The 19,948-nt window shown below is 66.6% G+C and carries 21 protein-coding genes and 4 pseudogenes; 20 read left to right on the forward strand and 5 right to left on the reverse strand.

Annotated features, from left to right (window positions below; genetic code table 11):
* Positions 1–33: 33 nt before the first annotated feature.
* From JK364_RS52855 to JK364_RS56615, 6 genes and pseudogenes are all read left to right on the forward strand, one after another.
* Positions 34–852, forward strand: a complete 819-nt coding sequence (locus JK364_RS52855) for an enoyl-CoA hydratase/isomerase family protein (protein ID WP_161561960.1) — start codon at positions 34–36, stop codon at positions 850–852.
* Between the two features lie 12 nt (positions 853–864).
* Positions 865–1,644 carry an enoyl-CoA hydratase/isomerase family protein gene (locus tag JK364_RS52860; protein ID WP_201858634.1) on the forward strand — a complete coding sequence of 260 codons (780 nt, stop codon included), beginning with the start codon at positions 865–867 and terminating at the stop codon, positions 1,642–1,644.
* Positions 1,637–2,137: a flavin reductase family protein gene (locus JK364_RS52865; protein WP_201858635.1), complete on the forward strand. Its 501-nt coding sequence runs from the start codon at positions 1,637–1,639 to the stop codon at positions 2,135–2,137. Before JK364_RS52860 ends, JK364_RS52865 begins: the two co-directional genes overlap by 8 nt.
* 46 nt (positions 2,138–2,183) lie before the next feature.
* Positions 2,184–4,013: an AMP-dependent synthetase/ligase gene (locus tag JK364_RS52870; protein WP_201858636.1), complete on the forward strand. Its 1,830-nt coding sequence runs from the start codon at positions 2,184–2,186 to the stop codon at positions 4,011–4,013.
* A 74-nt stretch (positions 4,014–4,087) separates the two neighbouring features.
* A complete protein-coding gene (locus JK364_RS52875) occupies positions 4,088–5,320 on the forward strand; it encodes a LysR family transcriptional regulator (RefSeq protein WP_201858637.1) in 1,233 nt (410 codons plus the stop codon).
* Positions 5,321–5,717: 397 nt separating this feature from the next.
* Positions 5,718–5,891 (forward strand): annotated as a pseudogene (locus JK364_RS56615) (integrase); the annotation flags it as partial.
* 117 nt (positions 5,892–6,008) lie between these two features.
* Here the strand turns inward: JK364_RS56615 and JK364_RS52880 are convergent.
* The 3 genes from JK364_RS52880 to JK364_RS52890 all read right to left on the reverse strand — a co-directional run bounded on the left by JK364_RS52880 (position 6,009) and on the right by JK364_RS52890 (position 9,602).
* Positions 6,009–7,385 (reverse strand): FAD-binding oxidoreductase, encoded by a 1,377-nt coding sequence (locus JK364_RS52880; protein ID WP_201858647.1) that lies wholly within the window; start codon positions 7,383–7,385, stop codon positions 6,009–6,011.
* 139 nt (positions 7,386–7,524) lie between these two features.
* On the reverse strand, positions 7,525–8,379 hold the full coding sequence (locus JK364_RS52885; protein ID WP_201858638.1) for an alpha/beta hydrolase: 855 nt from the start codon (positions 8,377–8,379) through the stop codon (positions 7,525–7,527).
* Entirely contained in the window at positions 8,376–9,602 is a 1,227-nt protein-coding gene (locus tag JK364_RS52890; RefSeq protein ID WP_201858639.1) for a metal-dependent hydrolase family protein, read from the reverse strand. The genes JK364_RS52885 and JK364_RS52890 overlap by 4 nt, the downstream gene beginning before the upstream one ends.
* An 86-nt stretch (positions 9,603–9,688) precedes the next feature.
* Between JK364_RS52890 and JK364_RS52895 the strand changes: the two genes are divergently transcribed.
* The 8 genes and pseudogenes from JK364_RS52895 to JK364_RS52920 all read left to right on the forward strand — a co-directional run bounded on the left by JK364_RS52895 (position 9,689) and on the right by JK364_RS52920 (position 15,179).
* A complete protein-coding gene (locus JK364_RS52895; protein WP_201858640.1) occupies positions 9,689–10,291 on the forward strand; it encodes a TetR/AcrR family transcriptional regulator in 603 nt (200 codons plus the stop codon).
* A gap of 224 nt (positions 10,292–10,515) precedes the next feature.
* A pseudogene (locus JK364_RS57400) lies at positions 10,516–10,773 on the forward strand (FAD-dependent oxidoreductase); the annotation flags it as partial.
* Positions 10,774–10,937: 164 nt separating this feature from the next.
* Entirely contained in the window at positions 10,938–11,267 is a 330-nt protein-coding gene (locus JK364_RS57405; RefSeq protein ID WP_372462100.1) for an FAD-dependent oxidoreductase, read from the forward strand.
* A 210-nt stretch (positions 11,268–11,477) separates the two neighbouring features.
* On the forward strand, positions 11,478–11,819 hold the full coding sequence (locus tag JK364_RS52905) for a PadR family transcriptional regulator (RefSeq protein WP_201858641.1): 342 nt from the start codon (positions 11,478–11,480) through the stop codon (positions 11,817–11,819).
* On the forward strand, positions 11,816–12,772 hold the full coding sequence (locus tag JK364_RS52910) for a hypothetical protein (protein ID WP_201858642.1): 957 nt from the start codon (positions 11,816–11,818) through the stop codon (positions 12,770–12,772). The genes JK364_RS52905 and JK364_RS52910 overlap by 4 nt, the downstream gene beginning before the upstream one ends.
* A 94-nt stretch (positions 12,773–12,866) precedes the next feature.
* Positions 12,867–13,781 (forward strand): phosphatase PAP2 family protein, encoded by a 915-nt coding sequence (locus tag JK364_RS52915; RefSeq protein ID WP_201858643.1) that lies wholly within the window; start codon positions 12,867–12,869, stop codon positions 13,779–13,781.
* 279 nt (positions 13,782–14,060) lie between these two features.
* A pseudogene (locus tag JK364_RS57895) lies at positions 14,061–14,505 on the forward strand (transposase); the annotation flags it as partial.
* A gap of 176 nt (positions 14,506–14,681) precedes the next feature.
* Positions 14,682–15,179 (forward strand): GbsR/MarR family transcriptional regulator, encoded by a 498-nt coding sequence (locus JK364_RS52920; protein WP_201858644.1) that lies wholly within the window; start codon positions 14,682–14,684, stop codon positions 15,177–15,179.
* Positions 15,180–15,505: 326 nt separating this feature from the next.
* On the opposite strand, the gene JK364_RS52925 is transcribed toward JK364_RS52920, so the two are convergent.
* Positions 15,506–15,904, reverse strand: a complete 399-nt coding sequence (locus JK364_RS52925) for a transposase (protein ID WP_307841702.1) — start codon at positions 15,902–15,904, stop codon at positions 15,506–15,508.
* Here JK364_RS52925 and JK364_RS56620 point away from each other — a divergent pair.
* Entirely contained in the window at positions 15,840–16,025 is a 186-nt protein-coding gene (locus JK364_RS56620) for a hypothetical protein (RefSeq protein WP_230993911.1), read from the forward strand. The genes JK364_RS52925 and JK364_RS56620 overlap by 65 nt on opposite strands.
* Positions 16,026–16,043: 18 nt before the next feature.
* Here the strand turns inward: JK364_RS56620 and JK364_RS52930 are convergent, their stop codons facing one another.
* Positions 16,044–17,156, reverse strand: a complete 1,113-nt coding sequence (locus JK364_RS52930; RefSeq protein WP_201858649.1) for an integrase core domain-containing protein — start codon at positions 17,154–17,156, stop codon at positions 16,044–16,046.
* 670 nt (positions 17,157–17,826) lie between these two features.
* Here JK364_RS52930 and JK364_RS52935 point away from each other — a divergent pair.
* From JK364_RS52935 to JK364_RS56635, 5 genes and pseudogenes are all read left to right on the forward strand, one after another.
* Positions 17,827–18,174 carry a hypothetical protein gene (locus JK364_RS52935; protein WP_201858645.1) on the forward strand — a complete coding sequence of 116 codons (348 nt, stop codon included), beginning with the start codon at positions 17,827–17,829 and terminating at the stop codon, positions 18,172–18,174.
* Positions 18,171–18,431 (forward strand): hypothetical protein, encoded by a 261-nt coding sequence (locus JK364_RS52940; protein WP_201858646.1) that lies wholly within the window; start codon positions 18,171–18,173, stop codon positions 18,429–18,431. Before JK364_RS52935 ends, JK364_RS52940 begins: the two co-directional genes overlap by 4 nt.
* 363 nt (positions 18,432–18,794) lie before the next feature.
* Positions 18,795–19,055, forward strand: a complete 261-nt coding sequence (locus JK364_RS56625) for a hypothetical protein (RefSeq protein WP_230993912.1) — start codon at positions 18,795–18,797, stop codon at positions 19,053–19,055.
* 39 nt (positions 19,056–19,094) lie between these two features.
* Positions 19,095–19,295, forward strand: coding sequence for an integrase core domain-containing protein (locus tag JK364_RS56630; protein ID WP_307841703.1), 201 nt, complete (start codon positions 19,095–19,097; stop codon positions 19,293–19,295).
* A gap of 11 nt (positions 19,296–19,306) precedes the next feature.
* Positions 19,307–19,886: pseudogene (locus JK364_RS56635) on the forward strand (integrase core domain-containing protein); the annotation flags it as partial.
* Positions 19,887–19,948: the final 62 nt, after the last annotated feature.

A 19,948-nucleotide genomic window follows, 5' to 3' on the forward strand; every position in this document is an offset into this window, starting at 1 on the left:
ACACAACCCCAGCCACCACAAGGAGACCAGCCGATGACCGACCTCTACCACCACGGCACCGGCGACATCCTCACCGAACGCCACGACAACGGCGTCCTCCAGATCACGATCAATCGACCCGACCGGTACAACTCTCTCACCCTGCCGATGTTCGAGGAGATGAACCAGATCTGGGCCGACGTCGAGCGCGACGACCAGACCCGGGTCGTCGTCATCACCGGGGCCGGCAAAGCCTTCTGTACCGGGATGGACGTCGCTCAGCCCGATCCCACGCCCCAGGATGCGCTCGCGATGCTGGAGACCGAACGCAAGCGGGTCGCGACGATGTTGCGCATCGAGAAGCCGATCATCTCCGCGATCAACGGCCCCGCGGTCGGCTACGGGCTGTCGACCGCGCTTCTCGCCGACATCAGCATCGCCGCGGACGACGCGGTGCTGATCGAAGGCCATACCAAGGTCGGTGTGACCGCCGGCGACCACGCCGCGCTCATCTGGCCGTTGCTTGTCGGCATGGCCAAGACCAAGTACTACGTGCTCACCTCCGAGAAGCTGACGGGCGCCGAGGCCGAGCGGATCGGGCTCGTGAGCCTGTCCGTTCCCCGCGAGCAGGTGCTGCCCCGCGCGCTCGAGGTCGCGTCCCAACTGGCCCGCGGTTCCCAGCAGGCGCTCCGTTTCACCAAGCGTGCGCTCAACTCCTGGCTCACCAACGCGATGCCCCAGCACGAGCTGTCCTCGGCACTCGAGATCCTCGACTTCGCCGGTGCCGACTACGCCGAAGCACGCCAGGCTTTCCGGGAGAAGCGCCCCGTGGACTTCCCCTCCGCTCGCACCGCCGGCGGACCGGCGAACTGAGGGAAGGCGAGCATGAGCATTGCCTCGCACAACACAGCGCCCAGCGCTGTGCACGCGTCCGACGAAGTGGACGGCGTGGTTGTACTCACCCTGAACCACCCGCCGGCGAACGCGCTCAGCAATTCGCTCGTCAGCGAGCTGTCAAAGACGCTGGAAACCCTTGCCAGCGGCCCCGGCACCCCCGCAGTGGTCCTGACGGGAGCTGGTGAGCGCTTCTTCTGCGCGGGTGGCGACATCAAGGAAGCCATCGGCTTCGGCGCCGATTCGATGGTCGAGCGGATGGCGTCGTTTCACGCGCTGCTCTGCGCTCTGGAGGACTTTCCCCGGCCGCTGGTGTGTGCGGTCAACGGCTGGTGCGTCGGTGGTGGCATCGAAATGGCACTGTTCGCCGACAAGGTGTACGCGTCGACTGATGCGCGTTTCGTCTTCCCCGAGATCAACCACGGGATGCTGCCGGCCGTGAAGGGGATCACTCGAGTGCGAGGGGTCCTGGGTGACCGCGCGGCCCGGCGCCTCCTGCTGGGCGGAGAGCCCGCCGACGCGTTCGACGCGGAGCGGATGGGCATCGTCGACCAGGTGGTCGAGCAGGACGACCTGCTCGCGATCGCGATGGCGGACGCGCGGGCGGCAGCGGCGAAACCACCTGCCGTGTTCGCGGCGCTGAAACGGGCCCTTCACTCAGGGACTTCCAGTTGGCCGGTCGAAGAGCAGCTCCGCGTCACGGTTGCCGACGCGCGCACGGTCTTCGACGACCCTGCCGCCCGAGCCGCCCGCGAGGGATATCATGGTTGATCAATTTCAAGGGCTGGACCCGGCCGCTTTCCGCTCGGCGTTGGCCCGCTTCCCTTCAGGCGTGACGATCGTGACGACGCGAAGCGCGTCAGGCATGCCGCACGGGTTCACCGCGAGTTCCTTCGCGGCGCTGTCGCTCGATCCGCCGCTCGTCCTGGTGTGCCTGGACCGAGGAGCGGACTGCTCCCCCGTCTTCATGGCGGCCGAGCGGTTCATCGTCAACATCGTGACTCCCGCGCACGCCGAGTTGGCGATCAAGTTCGCGACAAAAGGTGAAAACAAGTTCGCGTACGGGGCCTTCGAATTCGATGAGAGTGGTCACCCGCTACTGCCCGACGCGGCGGCAGTCATCCGTTGCGAACTGGAGCACGTCGTACCCGGCGGGGATCATGTGATCCTCATCGGCCGTGTAGACGACGCGCGGACAGGTAGTGGCAAGCCGGTGACGTGGTACCGAGGTGGCTTCCTGCACCTCGGGGAGAGTGCCGCATGAATCTCATCGGGCCCGGGCTTGTCGGCTCTGGAAGAGAGGGCGTGTCATGGATCTGACTAATTTCGAGCCAACCCGGACGCTACCGGGGCTACTGCTCGATCGCGCGAACAGGGAACCCGACGCCGTCGCGCTGCGTTACTGGCGTGATGGGGTTATGCAGGCGATCACGTGGCGGACGTACCGGGATCGCGTGCAAGATCTCGCGCTCGGCCTTATCGCGCAAGGTGTGCGGCACGGCGATCGCGTCGCGGTGATGAGCAGCGCACGCCCGGAGTGGGTGTTCGCCGCGCTGGCCGTGCAGAGTGTCGGCGGCGTCGTGATCGGCGTCTATCCGACCAACTCACCTGCCGAGATCGAGCAACTCCTCGTACACAGCGAGGCCGTCGCCTTCATCGGCGAGACGACGACGGAGCTCATCAAGGTGGCGGAGGTCGCCGCACACACACCGAAGCTGCGGCTCGTGGTCGGAATCGACGCCACTCCGCCGGAGCTACCCGAGGTGATCAGAAGGACAACGTGGGAAGCGCTGTGCGAAGAAGGAACACAGTACGCCGACGACAGCGCCGATCCCCTGTCCGAGTTGGTCGCCGGTGGATCCCTCGACGATGCCGCCGTGCTGTTTTACACGTCGGGATCCACGGGAGCTCCGAAAGGCGTCACACACTCACACCGCACGCTTCAGCACTCGGTTCAGACCTTCGTCGGCCTCTACCCGCAGATCCTCCGCCACGAGCACGATGTTGTGGGCTTCCTGCCGTTGGCCCACGTGGCGCCGGCGGTGGTGTCGGTGTTCGCGCCGCTGCTCTCACGGCTGGTGGTCACATACTGCCGCATTGGTGACTACGAAGATGTGTTGCGCTCGGTGCGGCCGACGGCAGTGCTCTGGCCGCCGCGGTTCTACGAGAAGATCGCCGGCGAGCTGATCGCACAGACGGAGGTCTGGCCGCGACTTCGTCGCTACGCCTATGACGCCGCCATGTGGGTCGGCCGCAGGGTAGCCGAACGCCGCTGGTCCCATCGCCGACCCTCGGTACTGCTGCGGATCGCGTACGCTGCCGCACTTCGCGGAGTGTTCTTGCCACTGCGGGCAACCGTCGGAATGGATCGCATCCGCGTTGCCTACACCGCATCTGCCGCGATGCCCGAAAGCGTCATCGCGATATGGCAGATCTGGGGGCTCGATCTCCGCGAAAACTACGGTCTTACCGAGACCGCCGGGTGTCCCATCGCTCATTTCAACCAGCCGTTCCCCCGTCCGGGCTTCATCGGCAGGGAATTCCCGGACCCACGGTTCCAGGTGAAAGTCGCGGACGATGGCGAAATGCTGCTCCGCGCGCCCCTGCTCTTCGACGGATACTGGCGCAACCCGGCGGAGACCGAGGCTGTTTTCCAGGATGGCTGGTTCCGCACCGGTGACCTGATGGAGCGCACACCCCACGGCGACATCCGGCTCATCGGCCGGAAGAAGGACGTGATCATCACCCGAGGCGGCAAAACGATCAATCCTCAGCCCATCGAAACCCGGTTGAAGGAGAGCTCGCTGATCAACGAAGCGATCGTCGTCGGCGATGCTCGCAAATACCTCACCGTCCTGCTCGAGCCGAGCACAACCGCCGACGCCCGGTCGGCAGAGGTCCTGGCCGAACGCCTGCGAGCGGAGGTCGCTCGGGTCAACGCGGACCTCGCGCGCGTAGAGCAGTTGAAGGACTTTCGCGTTCTGCCTCGGTCCCTGCAAGTCGAGCGCGGCGAGCGGACCGCGAACGGCAAGATCAAGCGCAATGCCGTCGTGAACTCGTTCGCAACGTTGATCGACGACATGTACGGCGCGAACGACGACGCGGCGATCGCAAACCATGTGCGCTCGAGGCCGAACTAGGTGGTTGATCACGTGAAGATCGCGTGAAGTGAGATCGGTCCGCAGGTGTGGGAGGAGGGCGTTCAGCTTGATGTGTGAGCGAAGAACTGAACACTCGTCTGATGGCACTCTACATATCGATCAACGATCAGGTGGTCGTATCCCGTGCCTGCCGTGGCCGTCAGCCGTTGTTGTCCGCCACCCCTGTGCCCTGCGGCATGCCGCGGGAAACGGTCAAGCGCTCGGAGCTGGCCGGGCAAGCCGACAACGGCTACTACGCCGCCGGACCGCGGGTTCAGCCATGCTTGCCACGTCCACCCGAGTATGCGGCAAGAGGTGGAGCCATGCCGGTCCCTGACCTGACGTTGCAGCAGCTTCGCACAGTCCGGACACTCGCCGCATCCGGCAGTTTCACGAAAGCAGCCGCAGCAGAGCACATCTCTCAGTCAGTCCTCAGCAGGAGGATCAAGGAAGTCGAGCGTCTCCTGCGGGTGCGGTTGTTCGACCGCACCACTCGGCAGCTCGACCTCACAGCCGCGGGGCATGCCTTTCTCCTCATGACGGGCGCCGTCCTCGACGACATGGACATGCGACTGAGCCGCTTCATGTCGTACGTGGCGGCCCAGTCCGGAACCATCGCCGTAGCCGCGCTTCCGTCGCTCGCGGCGGCTGTGCTGCCGGGCGTGATGCGCGGCTTCATGCTGGATCACCCCGAGGTGGAGTTCGAGATCATCGACGGGGCCGCGGATGACGTTGTCGAACGCCTCGAAGGTGGGACTGTCGAACTCGGCTTGACCGCCCACGGTGACCTGCCAGACGGCTTCTGCTTCACACCACTGCTGCGGGAACAGTTCTACGGCGTCGCGCACCACAGCCATCCTTGGTCGGCGCAGAATTCCATCTCGTGGGCGGACTTCAATGGTGAGACCGTGGTCGCAGCGCGGCCCGGAACCAGCATCCGAGCGATCACCGACGCTGCGTTCAGCAAGCACTCGATCTCGGTGAGCCACCACTTCAATGCCTGTAGCGCGGCGACGATCCGCGGGCTGCTACGGGCCGGCGTGGGCGTGGCAGCTCTGCCGGCCTTGGAGTTGCAGGGTTTCGGTCTGGATGATCTGGTCGCGGTACCCGTGGATTCTCCGGGAGCAACCAGGGTCACCGGCGTGATGTACCACTGCTCTCAGGACCTCTCGCCCGTCGCGGCTCGCTTTTTGGATTTCATGCGCGCCACCGAGATCGATCCCCCGCGAGGAGTCTCCCGCGTTCACGAGGGCCACACCGGCGAACCAGACACATTGAGCCACGCGGGGGTGGAGCTCGCAGAATGAAGTCGGCGATCGTCTCGGGCCAGGCGGTGCTGCCGAGTGGCCTTCGGCATGCCTGAAGTGAAGGGTGTGTCAATACCCCGATCAGGCCGCTGATCGGGGTGTTTCTTGTGGCTGGAGAAGTCGTTGGGGTGGCGTGGTGTGGTACTCGTTGAGCAGACCACCGAGTAGCTGTCGCCGTCGGACTACGGCAGCAGTGCGCTTGCCGAAAATCTCGTCCGCCCTGGTGGTAGGGGGTGTGCGCTGTGCGCCGGAGGTCGACCAGCGAAGTCGCCAAAACAGGCGCTCTCGCGAGGCTGGCGCTCACCGCGGCAAGATGATCGACCGTGCTGCTGCGACTGGCCTACCTGGGCGTGACGAATGCGTTCGCCATGCTGCGAATGCTACCAATGGGCGATCGAGAGAAAACGAGCAGTTCTACAACGCACACCGGCCGCACCAGGGCATCGGGAACGCCAGACCGCTGCACGCCTTACCGACGCCGATCGACGATCCTGAGCAGATCAGCCGTCTCGACATACGACGACGCAATCGACTCGGCGGGATCCGCCACGAGTACCACCATGCCGCATGACCTCCACAGATGACATTCTCGGCAAGGGCAACGTCGCTGACGCCGGAGTACCGTGCGTGGAACTCCGGCTCTGGGAGCTCTGTCGTCCGCGGCCCGGTCTTGTACTTGGCCAAGGGGTCATGCCGGCCCGAAAACTTTGCCAGGGTTGAGAATCCCGGCCGGGTCGAGAGCACGCTTCACCGCGCGATGCATCTCCAGGACGGCCGGGCCGAGTTCACGGGTGAGGCCGGGCCGCTTGAGCAGTCCCACACCGTGCTCACCAGTCACCGTCCCACCCAATTCAAGGGCGTCCGCGATGATGTCGTCGAACGCCGCGCGGGCCCGGACCTGAGCCGCCGCGTCACCGTGTTCCGTCACAAGCAGCGGATGCAAGTTGCCGTCGCCGAGGTGCGCGATGTTAGCGATGGTGATCCGGTGCCTCTCCGCGGTCCGGTCGATGCGGGCCAGCATCTCCGCCACCGCCCCGATAGGCACACAGACGTCCTCCGTGAGTACCGGCCCCAGCCGCTCGAGCGCGGGGAAGGCCAGCCGGCGGGCCGCGAAGAGCATCTCGGCCTCTTCCTCTGTCTCGGACCGGTCCGCCCAAGTAGAGCCAGCCCCGCGGAAGCAGTCGACCATCCGGCGGGCGCCCTCCTCGGCGGCGCGGCCATCGTCGTCGAAACGGGCCAGGAGGACCACGTCCGCCTCGGCGGAGAGCCCCATGTTCTTCCAGGCATCGACCGCGCGCAGACAGTGCCGGTCGACGAGTTCCAGCGCGGCCGGCCGCAGCCCGGCGGCAGCCGTCGCACGCACCGCGTCACCGGCCTGCCCGACGCTGTCGAAGTAGCCGACGGCGGTCACGCCGACCGGAGGCAGGCGCCGCAGCCGGACCGTGATCTCGGTGACCACACCAAGAGTGCCCTCGGCACCCACCATGAGGCCCACAAGGTCGTAGCCGGCGACCCCCTTCGACGTACGGCGCCCGAGCCGGACCACCTCGCCCGTGCCGGTCACGACCTCCAAACCGAGGACATAGTCGCGAGTGACGCCGTACTTGACGCAGCACACTCCGCCGGCGTTCGTCGCGACATTTCCTCCAATGGTCGACCAGGGCGAACTAGCGGGGTCAGGCGGGTACCACAGGCCGAGCACCGCTACATGGGCGCGCAGGTCGTCGTTGACCACACCGGGCTGCACGACGGCGAGGCGCTCCAGCTCGTCGACCTCCAGCACCCGATCCATGCCGTCCAGCGCGAGGATCACGCCGCCTTCGACGGCGTTGGCGCCCCCCGACAATCCAGTACCGGCGCCGCGTGCAACCAACGGGACTCCTTGCTCCAGGCACGCACGAACCACGGTCCGGACCTCGTCGGTGCTCTTGGCGCGCACGACGGCCACCGCTCGGCCAACAGGCGCCCACACCGCCTGGTCGTGGGAGAGACCGGCGACGATGTCCGGATCAGTCACCACCCGGCCAGCGGGCAGCCGTCGCCCGAGTACTTCGGCGATACCCATGGCAGGGGGCGTCGTGCTGACGAAGTCCCGCTCGGCCACCCGCACACCTCCAGAGAAGTTGACTCACATATGAATGCACCATAGATGGCGCCACACCGCCGCCCAGCGCGGCGGTCAGGCAGAGCCGCGGCGTCCAGGCTTACTGGGCACGGCAGGTCCTGAGGTAGCTGAGGAACGATGCCTGAAGCCCAGTCACGTGTGTGTCGTGCATGAGTGCGCTGGTGACGGATCCGCTGCGTGAGGTGAGGCGGTGAAGGAACGTGGCCGTGTTCTTCGTGAGATTCTGGTAGACCGCCAAGTCTCCGAGGATCTCTCGGTCGTTGAAGGTCACGTGAAGTTTGGTAGCGGGCAGGGTGTCACCCATTGCTTGAAGACGAGCGAAGACCTGACTGTCTTCATTGATAATGCCGGGGCTGCCCGCGCCGATGCTCTCGAAGAAGGTGCTGTTGGTGAGCCAGGCGTAGAGACTGAAGAGTCCGCCGTAGGAATAGCCGAAGAGGCCGTGACCGCTCGGGGCTGTGCCGTAGTCGCGTTCGATCCGCGGGTGTAGGTCGTCGGTAAGGAAGTTCAGGAACATGTCCCCGCGGCTGTCGCTCAATTCAGCGAGGTAGGCGTCGGCTTGCTCGCGAGTCATCGTGCCCGTTTCGACCCCCATCTCCACCGCGTCGATGTACTCCTTCGCGATGGGTTCGCCGGGGGGCACGAGGTCGCGGTTGCGCAACCGCTCCCACTGCTCCGCTTCCTCGCCTGCGTAACCCACGCTGACCTGGACGTAGGGCTGAATCGGCTGCATGGGGTCGAGTTGCGTGACGATGAGGGGGGCGGTCATGCCCACGGCCCAGTTGCCGTCGAGCACGTACACGGCAGGCGCTTGCGCCGCGGCAGGGTCGTAGCGCGGTGGCGTGGTGACCCAGACGCCGTAGTCGTGCCCACCGCTGGAGCGCATCTCGAAGTAGTCGGTGTGGGCGAGGCAGCCCTGCCACATGGTGCTCATCTGAGGTCCTTTACGATCTGGCCAGCCTGGATTACGAGGACGGCGTTGGTCGGGTCGGAGAACAGTGCTGGGTCTTCGAGCGGGTTGCCGTTCCAAAGAACGAGGTCTGCCTGCGCACCGGGAGTGATGACACCCACCTGGCCGGACAGGCCGAGGATCTCGGCGTTGGTCCGGGTCGCGGCCACGAGCGCTTCCATCGGCGTTTCGAGGGCTGCGCGCAGGCTGAGTTCTCTGCCGCGACGGTCCTGGGCCGGACCGATGAGATCGGAACCCAGCCCGATCCGTACTCCTGCGTGCTTGGCGACAGCGAGCGCCTTCGTCATCTGCTCGCGTACGCCCTTGGCTCGGTCGCGGGTCGACTCGGCGAGACCGGCTCCGGCGGTGTCGTGCAGCAGTTGCTCGACGACAGCGAACGTGGGCACGAGGGCAACCTCGCGAGCGGCCATCAGGGTCGCTGTGGATTCGTCGAGGCTGGTGCCGTGCTCGACACAGCGCACCCCGGCCTCGACCGCATTTCGTATGCCCTCGGTGTTGTGGGCGTGGACTGTCACATAGGTGTTCCGTGCCGCGGCTTCTTGAACCGCGACAGCGATCTCTTCGACGGTGAACTGGGTGTCGGTCAGTCGATCATGTGCGCCCACCACTCCGCCGGTCACGCAGAGCTTCAGGAAGGAGGCTCCGCGACGGAAGGCTTCGCGGACGTTGTGCCGCAGTTCGTCCGCGTTGCCCGCCATCATGGAGAGGGCGCACAGGCCCGGGATGTGGTGGCTGCTCCACAGCTCGGTGGGTTCCCATTCGGCTCCGTAGTAGCCGTGGCCGCCGATCTGGCACTGAACAGGTCCGCACGACAGGACGCGCGGCCCTCTGACCTTGCCCTTCGCGATCGCGGTGACGACACCGCCGTCGATCCCGCCGGTGTCGCGAACGGTGGTGAAGCCGGCGTCGAGCGTTGCGCCGGCCGTGGCGAAGATGTCCGCCGCGATCTCGGCGGCGCTTATCTGAAACGAGAAGTGCGGCTGGATCGGGCTCGACAGGCCCAGGTGGACGTGAGCGTCGATCAGGCCGGGCGTCATCGTCAATCCCTCGGCATCGAGACGCTCGCCGTGCGCGCTGGAGGCACCGAGTTGGGCGATGCGGCCGTTCTCGATAGTGATGTCGAGGTTGCTGGGATCGCGCCCCGATCCGTCGATGACCGTCGCGCCGACTACATGAGCAGGTCCCATAGTCGATCCTCCGTCGTTGCGAGCTGACTGCGACCATGTGCGAAGCAACACGGAACCGCCAAATTTTCTTTTCCAATGGATAAACTGTGGGAGTGATCCTGTCAACCTCGGAACGCAAGGGCAGCGCGCGCGAGCGACTCCTGGCACGGCTTCTCGACGCCTTCGGCGAGGCCCTTCCGCCGCCGGAGATGTCGCTCCGTGAGATCGCCGCCCGGATCGAGACCAGCCACGCCCTGTTGCGGTACCACTTCGGGTCGCTCTCGGGCGTCTTGGCCACCATGCTCGAGGCGCAGCGATCCCGTGACAACGAGGCACTTTGGGAGGCCGCCCAGCAGAGCACCTTCGACGATTTCGTGGTGGCGATCTGGCGCACTTACACCCGGCCGGAGCAGCTGTCGCGTGCCCGCGGCTTCTTCTACGTCGCCGGACTGGCGGCGTACGGCCCCGAGGACTTCCGTGAGTTCGTAGAGTCGATCGGTGACCTGACCGTGATGCTGTCCTCACTCGCGGAACGCGAAGGGCTCGACACGAAGGAAGCGCGGGATGTGGCCACCGTCACCGTTGCCGCGCTTCGCGGCCTCCTCTTGCAGGAAGTCCTGACTCCCGGAACCCGCTCGGAGGACGCGGTCACCTTGATCCTGCGCATGCGAGAGGGCCGATCCGTTCCACGATCACGTCCGGAGCGTTGAGCAGGCCCCCGGCCCTTACCGCCGCCTCACCTGATCCCTCGGACCCTGCCTGCGGACGCGCTGACAAGCAGCATCGACTGTTGGGTACGACGACAGAAAGGGGCGACAACAGCCGCCGGAACTTTGGCTCTGACCTGCGTAATGTGCGGACAACGGGCGGAGCGGCGACCCTCCGCGCCGCCAGAGGAACCGTCTGGTCCGGCAACGAGAAGGTGGGTTGGAACATGGCGGAGAGCACAGACGCTGTCGTCGTAGGGGCCGGGGTAATCGGATCCTCTATCGCTCTCGAACTGGTGCGGAGCGGTCTGCGGGTCGTCGTGGTCGACAAGCTCGGCGGCGCGGGCAACGGCTCCACCAGCGCCTCGAGCGCCGTGGTCCGCTTCACCTATCCCACGATCGCGGGCGTCAATGCTGCTTGGGAGTCCCGTCACTGCTGGGAAGCATGGCGCGACCATCTCCAAGCACCCGCCAGTGAACCCCTCGCAGCGTTCAACCGCTGCGGCGTCACCATGCTGGACGTGGACTTCGCACCCTGTTCACGCGACACTTCGACAACGTCGGCGTCCCGTACGAAAAATGGGGTGCGCGAGAGCTGTCCAAGCGGTTGCCCGCCTTGGACACCGGCCGGCACTTCCCGCCCCGCCCCGTGGATGACGACGAGTTCTTCGCCGACGCGTCCGCTCGGCTCGGTGCTCTCCACACACCCGACGGAGGCTTTATCGACGACCCGCAACTCGCCGCGCACAACCTTGCTACGGCGGCCCAGCGGCACGGAGCCGCCTTCCGGTGGAAGACCCCTGTCACCGCGGTGATGCGGCGCGGGGGACGCGTGCGCGGGGTGCGCCTCAAGGACGGAACCGAACTGTCCGCCGGGGTGGTCGTCAACGCGGCCGGCCCATGGTCGGGACAGCTGAACCGGCTCGCCGAAGTGGGCGGCGACTTCACCGCGACTTCGGGCTCGCCTTCCTCGGTATGACCTCACCGTCGGCGATCGCGTAGTGGTGACATTCCGCTCGGCCCGGACCAGGTCGCGGTGAGCATCCGCCGACGCCGCGCGGGTGCGTCGAGGAGACCTCCGTCGCGCCCGCCGGCCGGGAGAGGGTGACGCTCGCCGCGGGCGTGGAGGCGCTGCCGGTGATCACCAGGGCTGGCAGATATATTTCGTGGCTCGATATATACTCGATGCGTGACCAGACAGAATCCGCCCTTGACGGAACCGCAGTACTTCATCCTTGCCGCGCTCATGGATGGTCCGTTGCACGGTTACGGCATCATCAAGGCTGCCGAGCAGGCCACCGGCGGGCGGCTCCGGATCGCTGTCGGCACTCTCTACGGCGCGCTGGAGCGGATGGAGCGGGCCGGGCTGGTGGCCGCCGGCCATGAGGAGATCGTGGACGGGCGGGCGCGGCGCTACTACCGGCTCACCGAGGACGGCACCGAGGCGCTCGGCCGGGAGGCGCTGCGGATGCAGCAGGCCGCGGCCGTCGTCATCGGACACTCGCGGGATACCGGAGCGGCCCCGGCATGAATCGTCTGCTGCTCGCGGCCTATCCCGAGCCCTACCGTTCCCGGCAGGGAGAGGAGTTGCTGACCTGCCTGTCCGAGGCGTATCCCGGCCGCTCCTGGCCCCCGCCGCGGGAAGTTGCCGCCTTGGTTCGCGCCGGGGTGCAGGCCCGCGCCCGCGCCGTCGTCGACGACACGGCCCGGCCGTGGTGGCTGGACGGCATCCATCTGTCCGCCCTGACCCTCGCCGCGCTGGCGCTGGTTCCGTACTTGCAGGACGTGTGGCACTGGGCACTGCACATCGACCCCGGACAGCACGCCATCGCCTTCCGCTTCTCCGGCTGGTACCCGTGGGCCGAAGGGCCCACGCGGATACGGCTGCTGCCCTACGGGCTGCTCCCGCTGGGCTGCCTGATCGCTCTGCTGCGTGGCAGACCGTGGATCGCGCTGCCGGCCGCGGCAGCCATGATCTGGGCCGGCGCCACGTCCCACGGCCGCACCGTCTTCGGCGACGAGGGCAAGGCGGGACTGGGCTACTACGGTCTTGGCGCCCCGATAACGGCCCGTGACCTGGTGCTCTCGGGGGCACTGTGCACCGCCTGCGCCGTGCTGGCGCTCTGCCGTCCCAGCCGTCTGCGACGCCGCTCGTACCGCTGGCTGGCCCCCGTCGTACTCGCCATGTTCGTGGCCGGGGGCCTGCACATCATCTCCATCAGTCCGGCCTTCCAACGCGGCCTGTTCGTCCTCGAAGTCGCCGCGCTGATCGCCGCGTGGGTGGCGACGGCCGCCACCGGCGACTACCGGTGGCTGATCCCCGTCGCGGCGGTCGCGTTCATCCGCACGCAGGCGATCGTCAACCAGCCGGACGCGTTCATGCAGTCCTTTCCGGACCTGGTCGTCCTCCTTCTCCTGATCGCACCCCTCCCGGTCCTGGCGATCACCGCCCAGCGCCGGGAGAACCGGGCGCTCGCCGAATAGGAGCGGCCCCCCGGTGGGCCGACCGGGCCCGGCGGCCCACGTCGTGCCGCAAGACGTGCGTGACCGAACTCCCCCCGACGGAAGAAACAGAACGATGACTCAGCACGATTCCCCGTCCCTACCCGCGCACCGTCCGGGGGCCTCAAGGCAGGCCCCCGAAGACCCCAGCCCGTCGCGTACGACACGGCCGTGGATGCCGGCTCTGCTGTACACCCTGGGGTTCCTGACGGTCTACCTGCTCGCCATCTGCACCCCGTGGGGGCAACGAGCTGAGAACCCCTGGTTTTATCTCGGTAAACAGGGCGGCGAAGAAGCATGGATCTACCCCCTGTCAGGAGCGGCCTACGGCTCGACGCCCCTGCCGCCGATGGAATTGAGTGCCAAGCCCACGCTGATGGCGGGCCTGGCCGTCATCGTGGTCCTCACCCTGGTGCGGCGGTGCTGGCGGCAGGGGTGCGCGGCGCTCGGGGTCGTCATTCTCACGGCCGGAGGCAACGATGTGCTCAAATCGACCATCCTGCCCCGCCCCGATCTGGTGGGCGCGCCCGAGAATCTCCTTGATCAGGGTTTCCCCAGCGGGCACTCGGCCATCCCCGCCGCGCTGACCCTCGCCGCCGTCCTCGTGGTGTCCCCCCGCATCCGCCCCTACGTTGCCATGGCCGGTGTGCTGTGGCTCGCCTGCATCGCCGCCGCCAGCGCGACCATGGGCGGCCACCGGCCCAGCGAAGTGCTGGGAGCCACACTGTTGGCCTGTGCCTGTTACGGCCTCGCAACCTGGCTGCTGCCGCCAGCCGCCGCGCCAGGCGCCACGCGGAGCCCCCGTGCGCTGCCCGTCATCACCCTGACGCTGGCACTGGCCGTCGCCCTCGTTTCCGGCGCACGGAACGACACCCTCACAAGGTCACTGGTCTCCGCGGCGACGGCCTTCATATGTGCGGCCCTGGTCTGGTACGCCGCAGTCGGGCGGCCCGCACACACCGCACGCCGCGCACGCCCCGCACTGGACTGACCACCCGGCCGGCTCCGGGCGGGAACCGGCGCATCCTGGCAAAGCGGCGGTCCGACGCCACCGCCCAGTCGTAGAAGCCGTCGACGCCCGAGCGGGGATGCGCTACCGCCCAGCATGTCCTCCCGTAGTCCGGTCAACAAGCCGGTGTCGCCCGGCGCGGCAACCGGACGGCCAGAATGATCATGTGACTGAACGAGTGCAGGTCCGGGAGATCGACGATGACGAGGGCCGGCGGCTGCCGCGGATTATTACAAGGGCGGGCGGCCCAGGACGTTCACGCTGCCCGAGCGCCGCGAGATCAAGAAGATCGCGAAGTCCAAGCCGACTGAGCACGACCTGCCCTTTTCCACCTGGAGTCTGTCCAAGCTGGCGGACTTCCTGGTCGCAGAGGGGGTGATCGACGACATCAGCCACGAGGGCCTGCGCATCCTGCTCCGCAAGGAAGGCGTCTCCTTTCAACGCCTGAAGTATCTGGAAAACCTCCCGCGACCCGGACTACGCGGCCAAGAAGGCCCGCGTCGAGCACCTCTTCGCGATCGCCGACGGGGAGGTCCTGCCCGAGGAAGGCGAGCCCGAAGTCACCTTCCGCATGGACGAGTTCGGCCCGCTCAACCTCCAGCCCCACCCCGGGAAGCAGTGGGCCGAGCGCGGCGGCTCAGTGCGGCGGCCCTGTTTCGGAACCCCACACGCCTCGCGCACCCCGCGTCGGCCGTCGAGGACGACCAAGAGAGCGAGTGGCACGAAGAGGGCGAGTACCGGGACTTGGCGGCCGGTCATCGCACTCAGGTCGCCGAGCGGTAGCCCGGTCACCCGGGCTTCGGTCCGGTTGTATTACTTACGCCAGTTTCATAAGTTTGTGAAATCAAGATGGATTGCCAGAGCAGGGAAAGAGACGCTTAGATGACTGAACCGAGTGAGGTGGTGCGGGACGCCGAGTCGGTCTCGAAGTTCATCGAGAGCTTCGCGGCACAGCTCGTCGACGCCGGGGTACCGCGGATGCCGGCCCGAGTCTTCGCGGCGCTGCTCTCCTCGGACTCCGGTGCCCTTACCTCCGCCCAAATCGGTGCACAGCTCCGGGTCAGCCCGGCCGCGGTCTCCGGGGCGGTGCGCTATCTCGTGCAGCAGCACATGCTCTCACGCGAGCGGGAACCCGGTTCGCGGCGCGATCGATACCGCGTGCACAGCAACCAGTGGTACGAGGTACTGACCAACCGGGACGGATTGTTAAGGCCCTGGGAGATCGCCATGCGCGAGGGTATCGACAGCGTCGGCGCGGGGACCCCCGCCGGCCGTCGGCTCGCCGAGGCTCTGGCTCTCGTCGAGTTCATCGACGACGAGATCGTCAAGATGATGGAACGCTGGCGTGCGCACCGCGAAGAGGTCTTCGGGCGCGGCTGACAGCGAACCGGCGACGGACACCGGTGAGAGATGGCCAGTACCTGGTCTGCCAAACGAGAGGCTCAAGCCCGTAACGCGTATGACCAACGGGGTGCCCCGGCTATCAGTCCCAGCACCGGCAAGCGGCGCAAACGCTCCAGCGCCGGGTTCTCGGCGCAGAAGGCACGGGCATCCAGGACGTTGGCTACGACGGCGGTAAGCAGATCGTCGCCGAGCCGGGTGAGAAGGCGCTCAGCGAAGCGGGCAGGCGGCGCTTTTGCCACTACACCTCCCTGCAAGCGGCGCCTGAAGGACTCTGTTGGTCGATGTGATCTGGGTTTTGTCGGTCAGGCCGCGTGGCTGAGGACGAGCTGTTCGTAGTGGGAGACTCGTGTCGTGCCCAGGGGGGTTCCGGTCCACCAGGCGTCGAGTCGGTACAGGTTGAGGGCGGCCGCGGTCAGGACTTGGGCCAATGAGGTCTTGGCGAGGCTGCGGTAGCGAGTGCGCCGGGTGCTGGTGCGCCGCACCGCCTGGGAGATGCTGCCCTCCACTCCGGCCCTGGTGTGGTATCGCTCCTTCCACTGATCGGTCTGCTGTTGTGCCCGGCGTTGTCGGAGGAGTTCGTGCTCTTCGCGTGGCAGCAGTGTCAGGACGCGGTAGGCGGCTGTGGTGCAGGTTTCCTTGGCCGGGCAGCTGGTGCATCCGGCGCCGGAGAAGTCGATGTGGATGCGTGGTTCGCCGCCGATGGTGGTGTCGGACCAGCGGGTGCTGATCCGGCCCTGCCGGGCAGGTTGCCTGCCGGGCCTGCCAGTCGATGCGGAAGTCGGTCGCGGCGTAGCCGCTGCGGTGCAGGGCTGGTCGGCCTGAAGGGTGTCAATATGCCGATCAGGCTGCTGAGCTGGGTGTTTCTTGTGGATGGAGAAGTCGTTGGGGTGGCGTGGTGTGGTACTCGTTGAGCAGGCCGCCGAGTAGCTGTCGCCGTCGGACTACGGCAGCGGGCAGGGGGATGACGCTTGGGTGGTCTTCGGGTGCTCGTAGGTCGAGGCTGCGGTGGGCCCGTCCCGCGTTGTAGTGCTCGGCATACTGGTTGAGGACCGTGCGCAGGTGCCGCTCGCCGGTGATGAGGAGGCGGTCGGTGCACTCGGCGCGGGCTGTGCGTATCCATCGTTCGGCGAACGCGTTTGACCGGGGACTTTGCGGCGGAGTCGGAATGACGGCTATGCCGTTGCCGGCGAAGACGGCGTCGAACGCGGCGGTGAACTTGCTGTCCCGGTCACGGATGAGGAACCGGAAGCACCCAGCCCTGTCGCCGAGGTCCATGAGCAGGTTGCGGGCGAGCTGGGTGACCCATGCGCCCGTAGGGCGGGCGGTGACACCCAGGACATGAGCGCGCCGGGTCTTGATCTCCATGATGAAGAAGACATAGAGACGTTTGAGGAAGACGGTCTCCACGTGCATGAAGTCGCAAGCGAGCAGCGTGTGGGCCTGGGAGCAGAGGAAAGTACACCAGGTCTGCTGGGATGCGCGCTGCGGTGCGGGCGGCAGACCGGAGCGGCACAGAACACGCCGGACCGTAGCGGCGGCAACCCGATGACCGAGCCGTCGGAGTTCGCCTTGGATTCTGACGTATCCCCAGGTCGGGTTCTCTCGCGCCAGGCGCTGGATGAGCGCGACCGTCTCTTCCGCCAGCGGTGGTCGGCCGGGTCCGGTTGGGATCTGGCGCCATTTCCAGCGCACGAGACGGCGGTGCCAGGTCAGCAGTGTGCTCGGGGTGACCAGCCGGTGGCGGCGTAAGACGGGTGGAAGGTGCCGCGCGAGAGCGGAGAGCACGGCACGATCAGGCCATGAGAGCCGCGGACGCTCGATCTGCCGGCGCAGGACTGCGACCTCATGGCGAAGCGCGAGGATCTCGGCGTTGCTCGCGGCGGTCGATCGGCCCAGCAAGAGGAGGCAGCCCAGTAGTCGGCAGAAGATCAGGTAGAGCAGTCGTAGACCCACGATCAGTGATCGTGCCCATACTTGGGCGAACGAAAAGCTCCAGGTAAACCACCGCGCGGCAATAAAGACACCCTTCAAGTCCCCCCATCCCTGTCGCATGGGGAGCGCGACTCCGTGCTCCCACCCTGAAAGGAGGTCGAGAGCCGACAAGGGTCCTTATGCCTCTCGATGCAGAGAGCATCCGAATCGACCGGGTGACCCCAGGGGCCTACGGTTGACGACGGCACACACGGGCGCGGTACGGCACCGCACGTCTACCGGATCGGGTGACGGACAAACCGGGCGGCGTTGACACGTCTGCGAGTTGGGAGCACGAGGGCTCCCAGAGAGCTCCCCATTGCTCCCAGCCCGGAAACGGTTAAGGCCGCCCCCGCTACCCGCGGAAACGGCCTCCGACCTGCGAAAACGCTGGTCGGGACGACAGGATTTGAACCTGCGCCCCCTTGACCCCCATCGGCGCGGCAACTCTCCGCGACAGTCCGTACCGCACCGTAGCGCTCGGTTCAGAACCGTACCGCGCCCTTGCGCGCCTACGGAGAACGCCGCAATCAGCCACTCCCCCATAGCAACAGCCACGCCATGCGACGGCTTGCGGAGCGGACAAGGGTCTCCCACAGCTACCGCGCCCGCACGGTAGGGTACGACGAGCAACCCTGCACAGGAGGTCATCGTGAGTGCGCAGCCAGACGGCCCGTATGGACCCCTGATCCCCATGCCCGACCTCGCCCCTGACGCACTGCGCACGGCTGTCGCCCGGATCGCTCCCAGCAGAGTCCCTGCGCTCACTCAGCACCTGTTCGAGGCGACTACAAACGCACAGCAGACACAGAGCCTCGCGCCCCTGCGGGCTTTCGTCCACTCATGGGCCGTGTTCGTCGCCATCGAGCGGCACCCGGAACGCGCCGCCCGCCTCCGTGAACTCGAGCAGATCGTCGATATGGCCGAACAGGACCCGACGGCGGCCATCCACGAAATTCAGCAGATCCGTAAGGCCGCGGAGGCCGAGGCGGGGCTGTGACCGACTGGACCTGGGAGTACAACCCGAGTGAGGAGTACGTCGCCGACGGACTTGCGCCAGGCGTCGTAGCAGAGGTCGAGCGACTGGCAACCGAACTCGCCGCGCTTGGAGTCGACGCGGCAAAGGTGGGTCGGCCCCTCGACCGAGAAGGCGGACTCCGAGAATTCGACATTCTCGGCGGACGCGGCTTCATCAGCTTCCTCTCAGTACCACGCCATCACTGCATCTATATCTGCAACATCACCTGGTACGGATGACGTTGCTCTGCTGGTCACTCCACGGTCGGTCCTGCGCTGGCACGCACGCCTCGTGGCCCGGAAGTGGACCTGTCCACACAGCCGTCCGGGCCGACCGCCGAAGCTGGAAGCACTGCGGCAGCTGGTCCTGCGCCTCGCGCGGGAGAACCCGGGGTGGGGATATCGACGGATCCACGGCGAACTGCTCGGCCTGGGACGCAAACTCGGCACCTCGACCGTCTGGAAGATCTTGCAGAAGGCCGGGATCGACCCCGCACCCCAGCGCACCAACCAGTCCTGGCCCGCCTTCCTCAAAGCCCAGGCCTCCGCCATCGAGGCCACGACCTCTTCCACATCGACACGTCCTTCCCGCGGCGCTGATTCGTGCTGTTCTTCATCGACCACAGCACCCGACACGTGCGCATCGCCGGCATCACCCGGCACCCGACCGGCCCCTGGATCACCCAGCAAGCACGGAACTACCTCGTGGACCTCGGTGACCGCACAGAGTCGATCAGCTTCCTCATCCGGCACCGCGGCGCCTACTTCACCGACAGCTTCGACGCCGTCTTCCAGACGATCGGCGCACACGTCATTCCGACACTGCCCCAAGTGCCCCGGATGAACGCCATCGCGGAACGCTGAATCGGATCATGCCGACGCGAGGCAACCGACCGCGTCCTGATCACCGGAGAACGCCACCCGCGCCTCGTCGTCAGCGAGTACGCGGAGCACTACAACAGACACCGGCCGCATCGATCCCTCGGACAACGGGCACCAGACCGACTCACCGACCCCGAGCCGCCCATCGCCAGGAACCACACTCGCACCAGTCGACACGATCGACTCGGCGGCCTTATCCACGAATACTCGCAGGTCGCATAGGGTGACACAGATTCCGGCACCCACAGGCTGATGCCCTGCCGGCCTGCGACTTCATGGAAACAGTCACCCTGTCGGGGATACGGATATACGTGCTCGTGGTGATCGAACACGGCAGCCGCCAGATCCGCGTCCTAGGCGCCACCGCGCATCCGAGCGCATCCTGGGTAGCGCAAGCTGCGAAGAACCTCGTCATGGACCTCGAAGACCTCCCCTGCCGCACACGGTTCATGATCCGGAACCGGGACGGACAGTTCCCCGACCTCTTCGATGCCGTCCTCAAGGACGCGGGGATCGACGTCGTGCTCAGCGGCATCCAGGTGCCACGAATGGCCTTCATGGAGCGCTGGATACAGACCTGTCGCCGCGAGCTCCTGGACCGGACACTGATCTGGAACCAGCGACATCTCCTCCACACCCTGCGCGAGTTCGAGCAGTTCTACAACGGACACCGACCACACCAGGGCATCGCGAACGCCCGCCCGCCGCACCCCTTGCCCCCCGCCGATCGACGATCCCGACGCGTTAGCCCGCCTCGACATACGCCGACACGATCGCCTCGGCGGCATCCTCCACGCATACCAACATGCGGCGCGACCTGCACGGATAAGGTTCCCGGCAAGGGCAGTGCCGCCGGGGCCAGTTGTTCGGCACAT

It is taken from the genome of Streptomyces endocoffeicus (assembly GCF_016741935.1).
GTDB classification, from domain to species: domain Bacteria; phylum Actinomycetota; class Actinomycetes; order Streptomycetales; family Streptomycetaceae; genus Streptomyces; species Streptomyces endocoffeicus.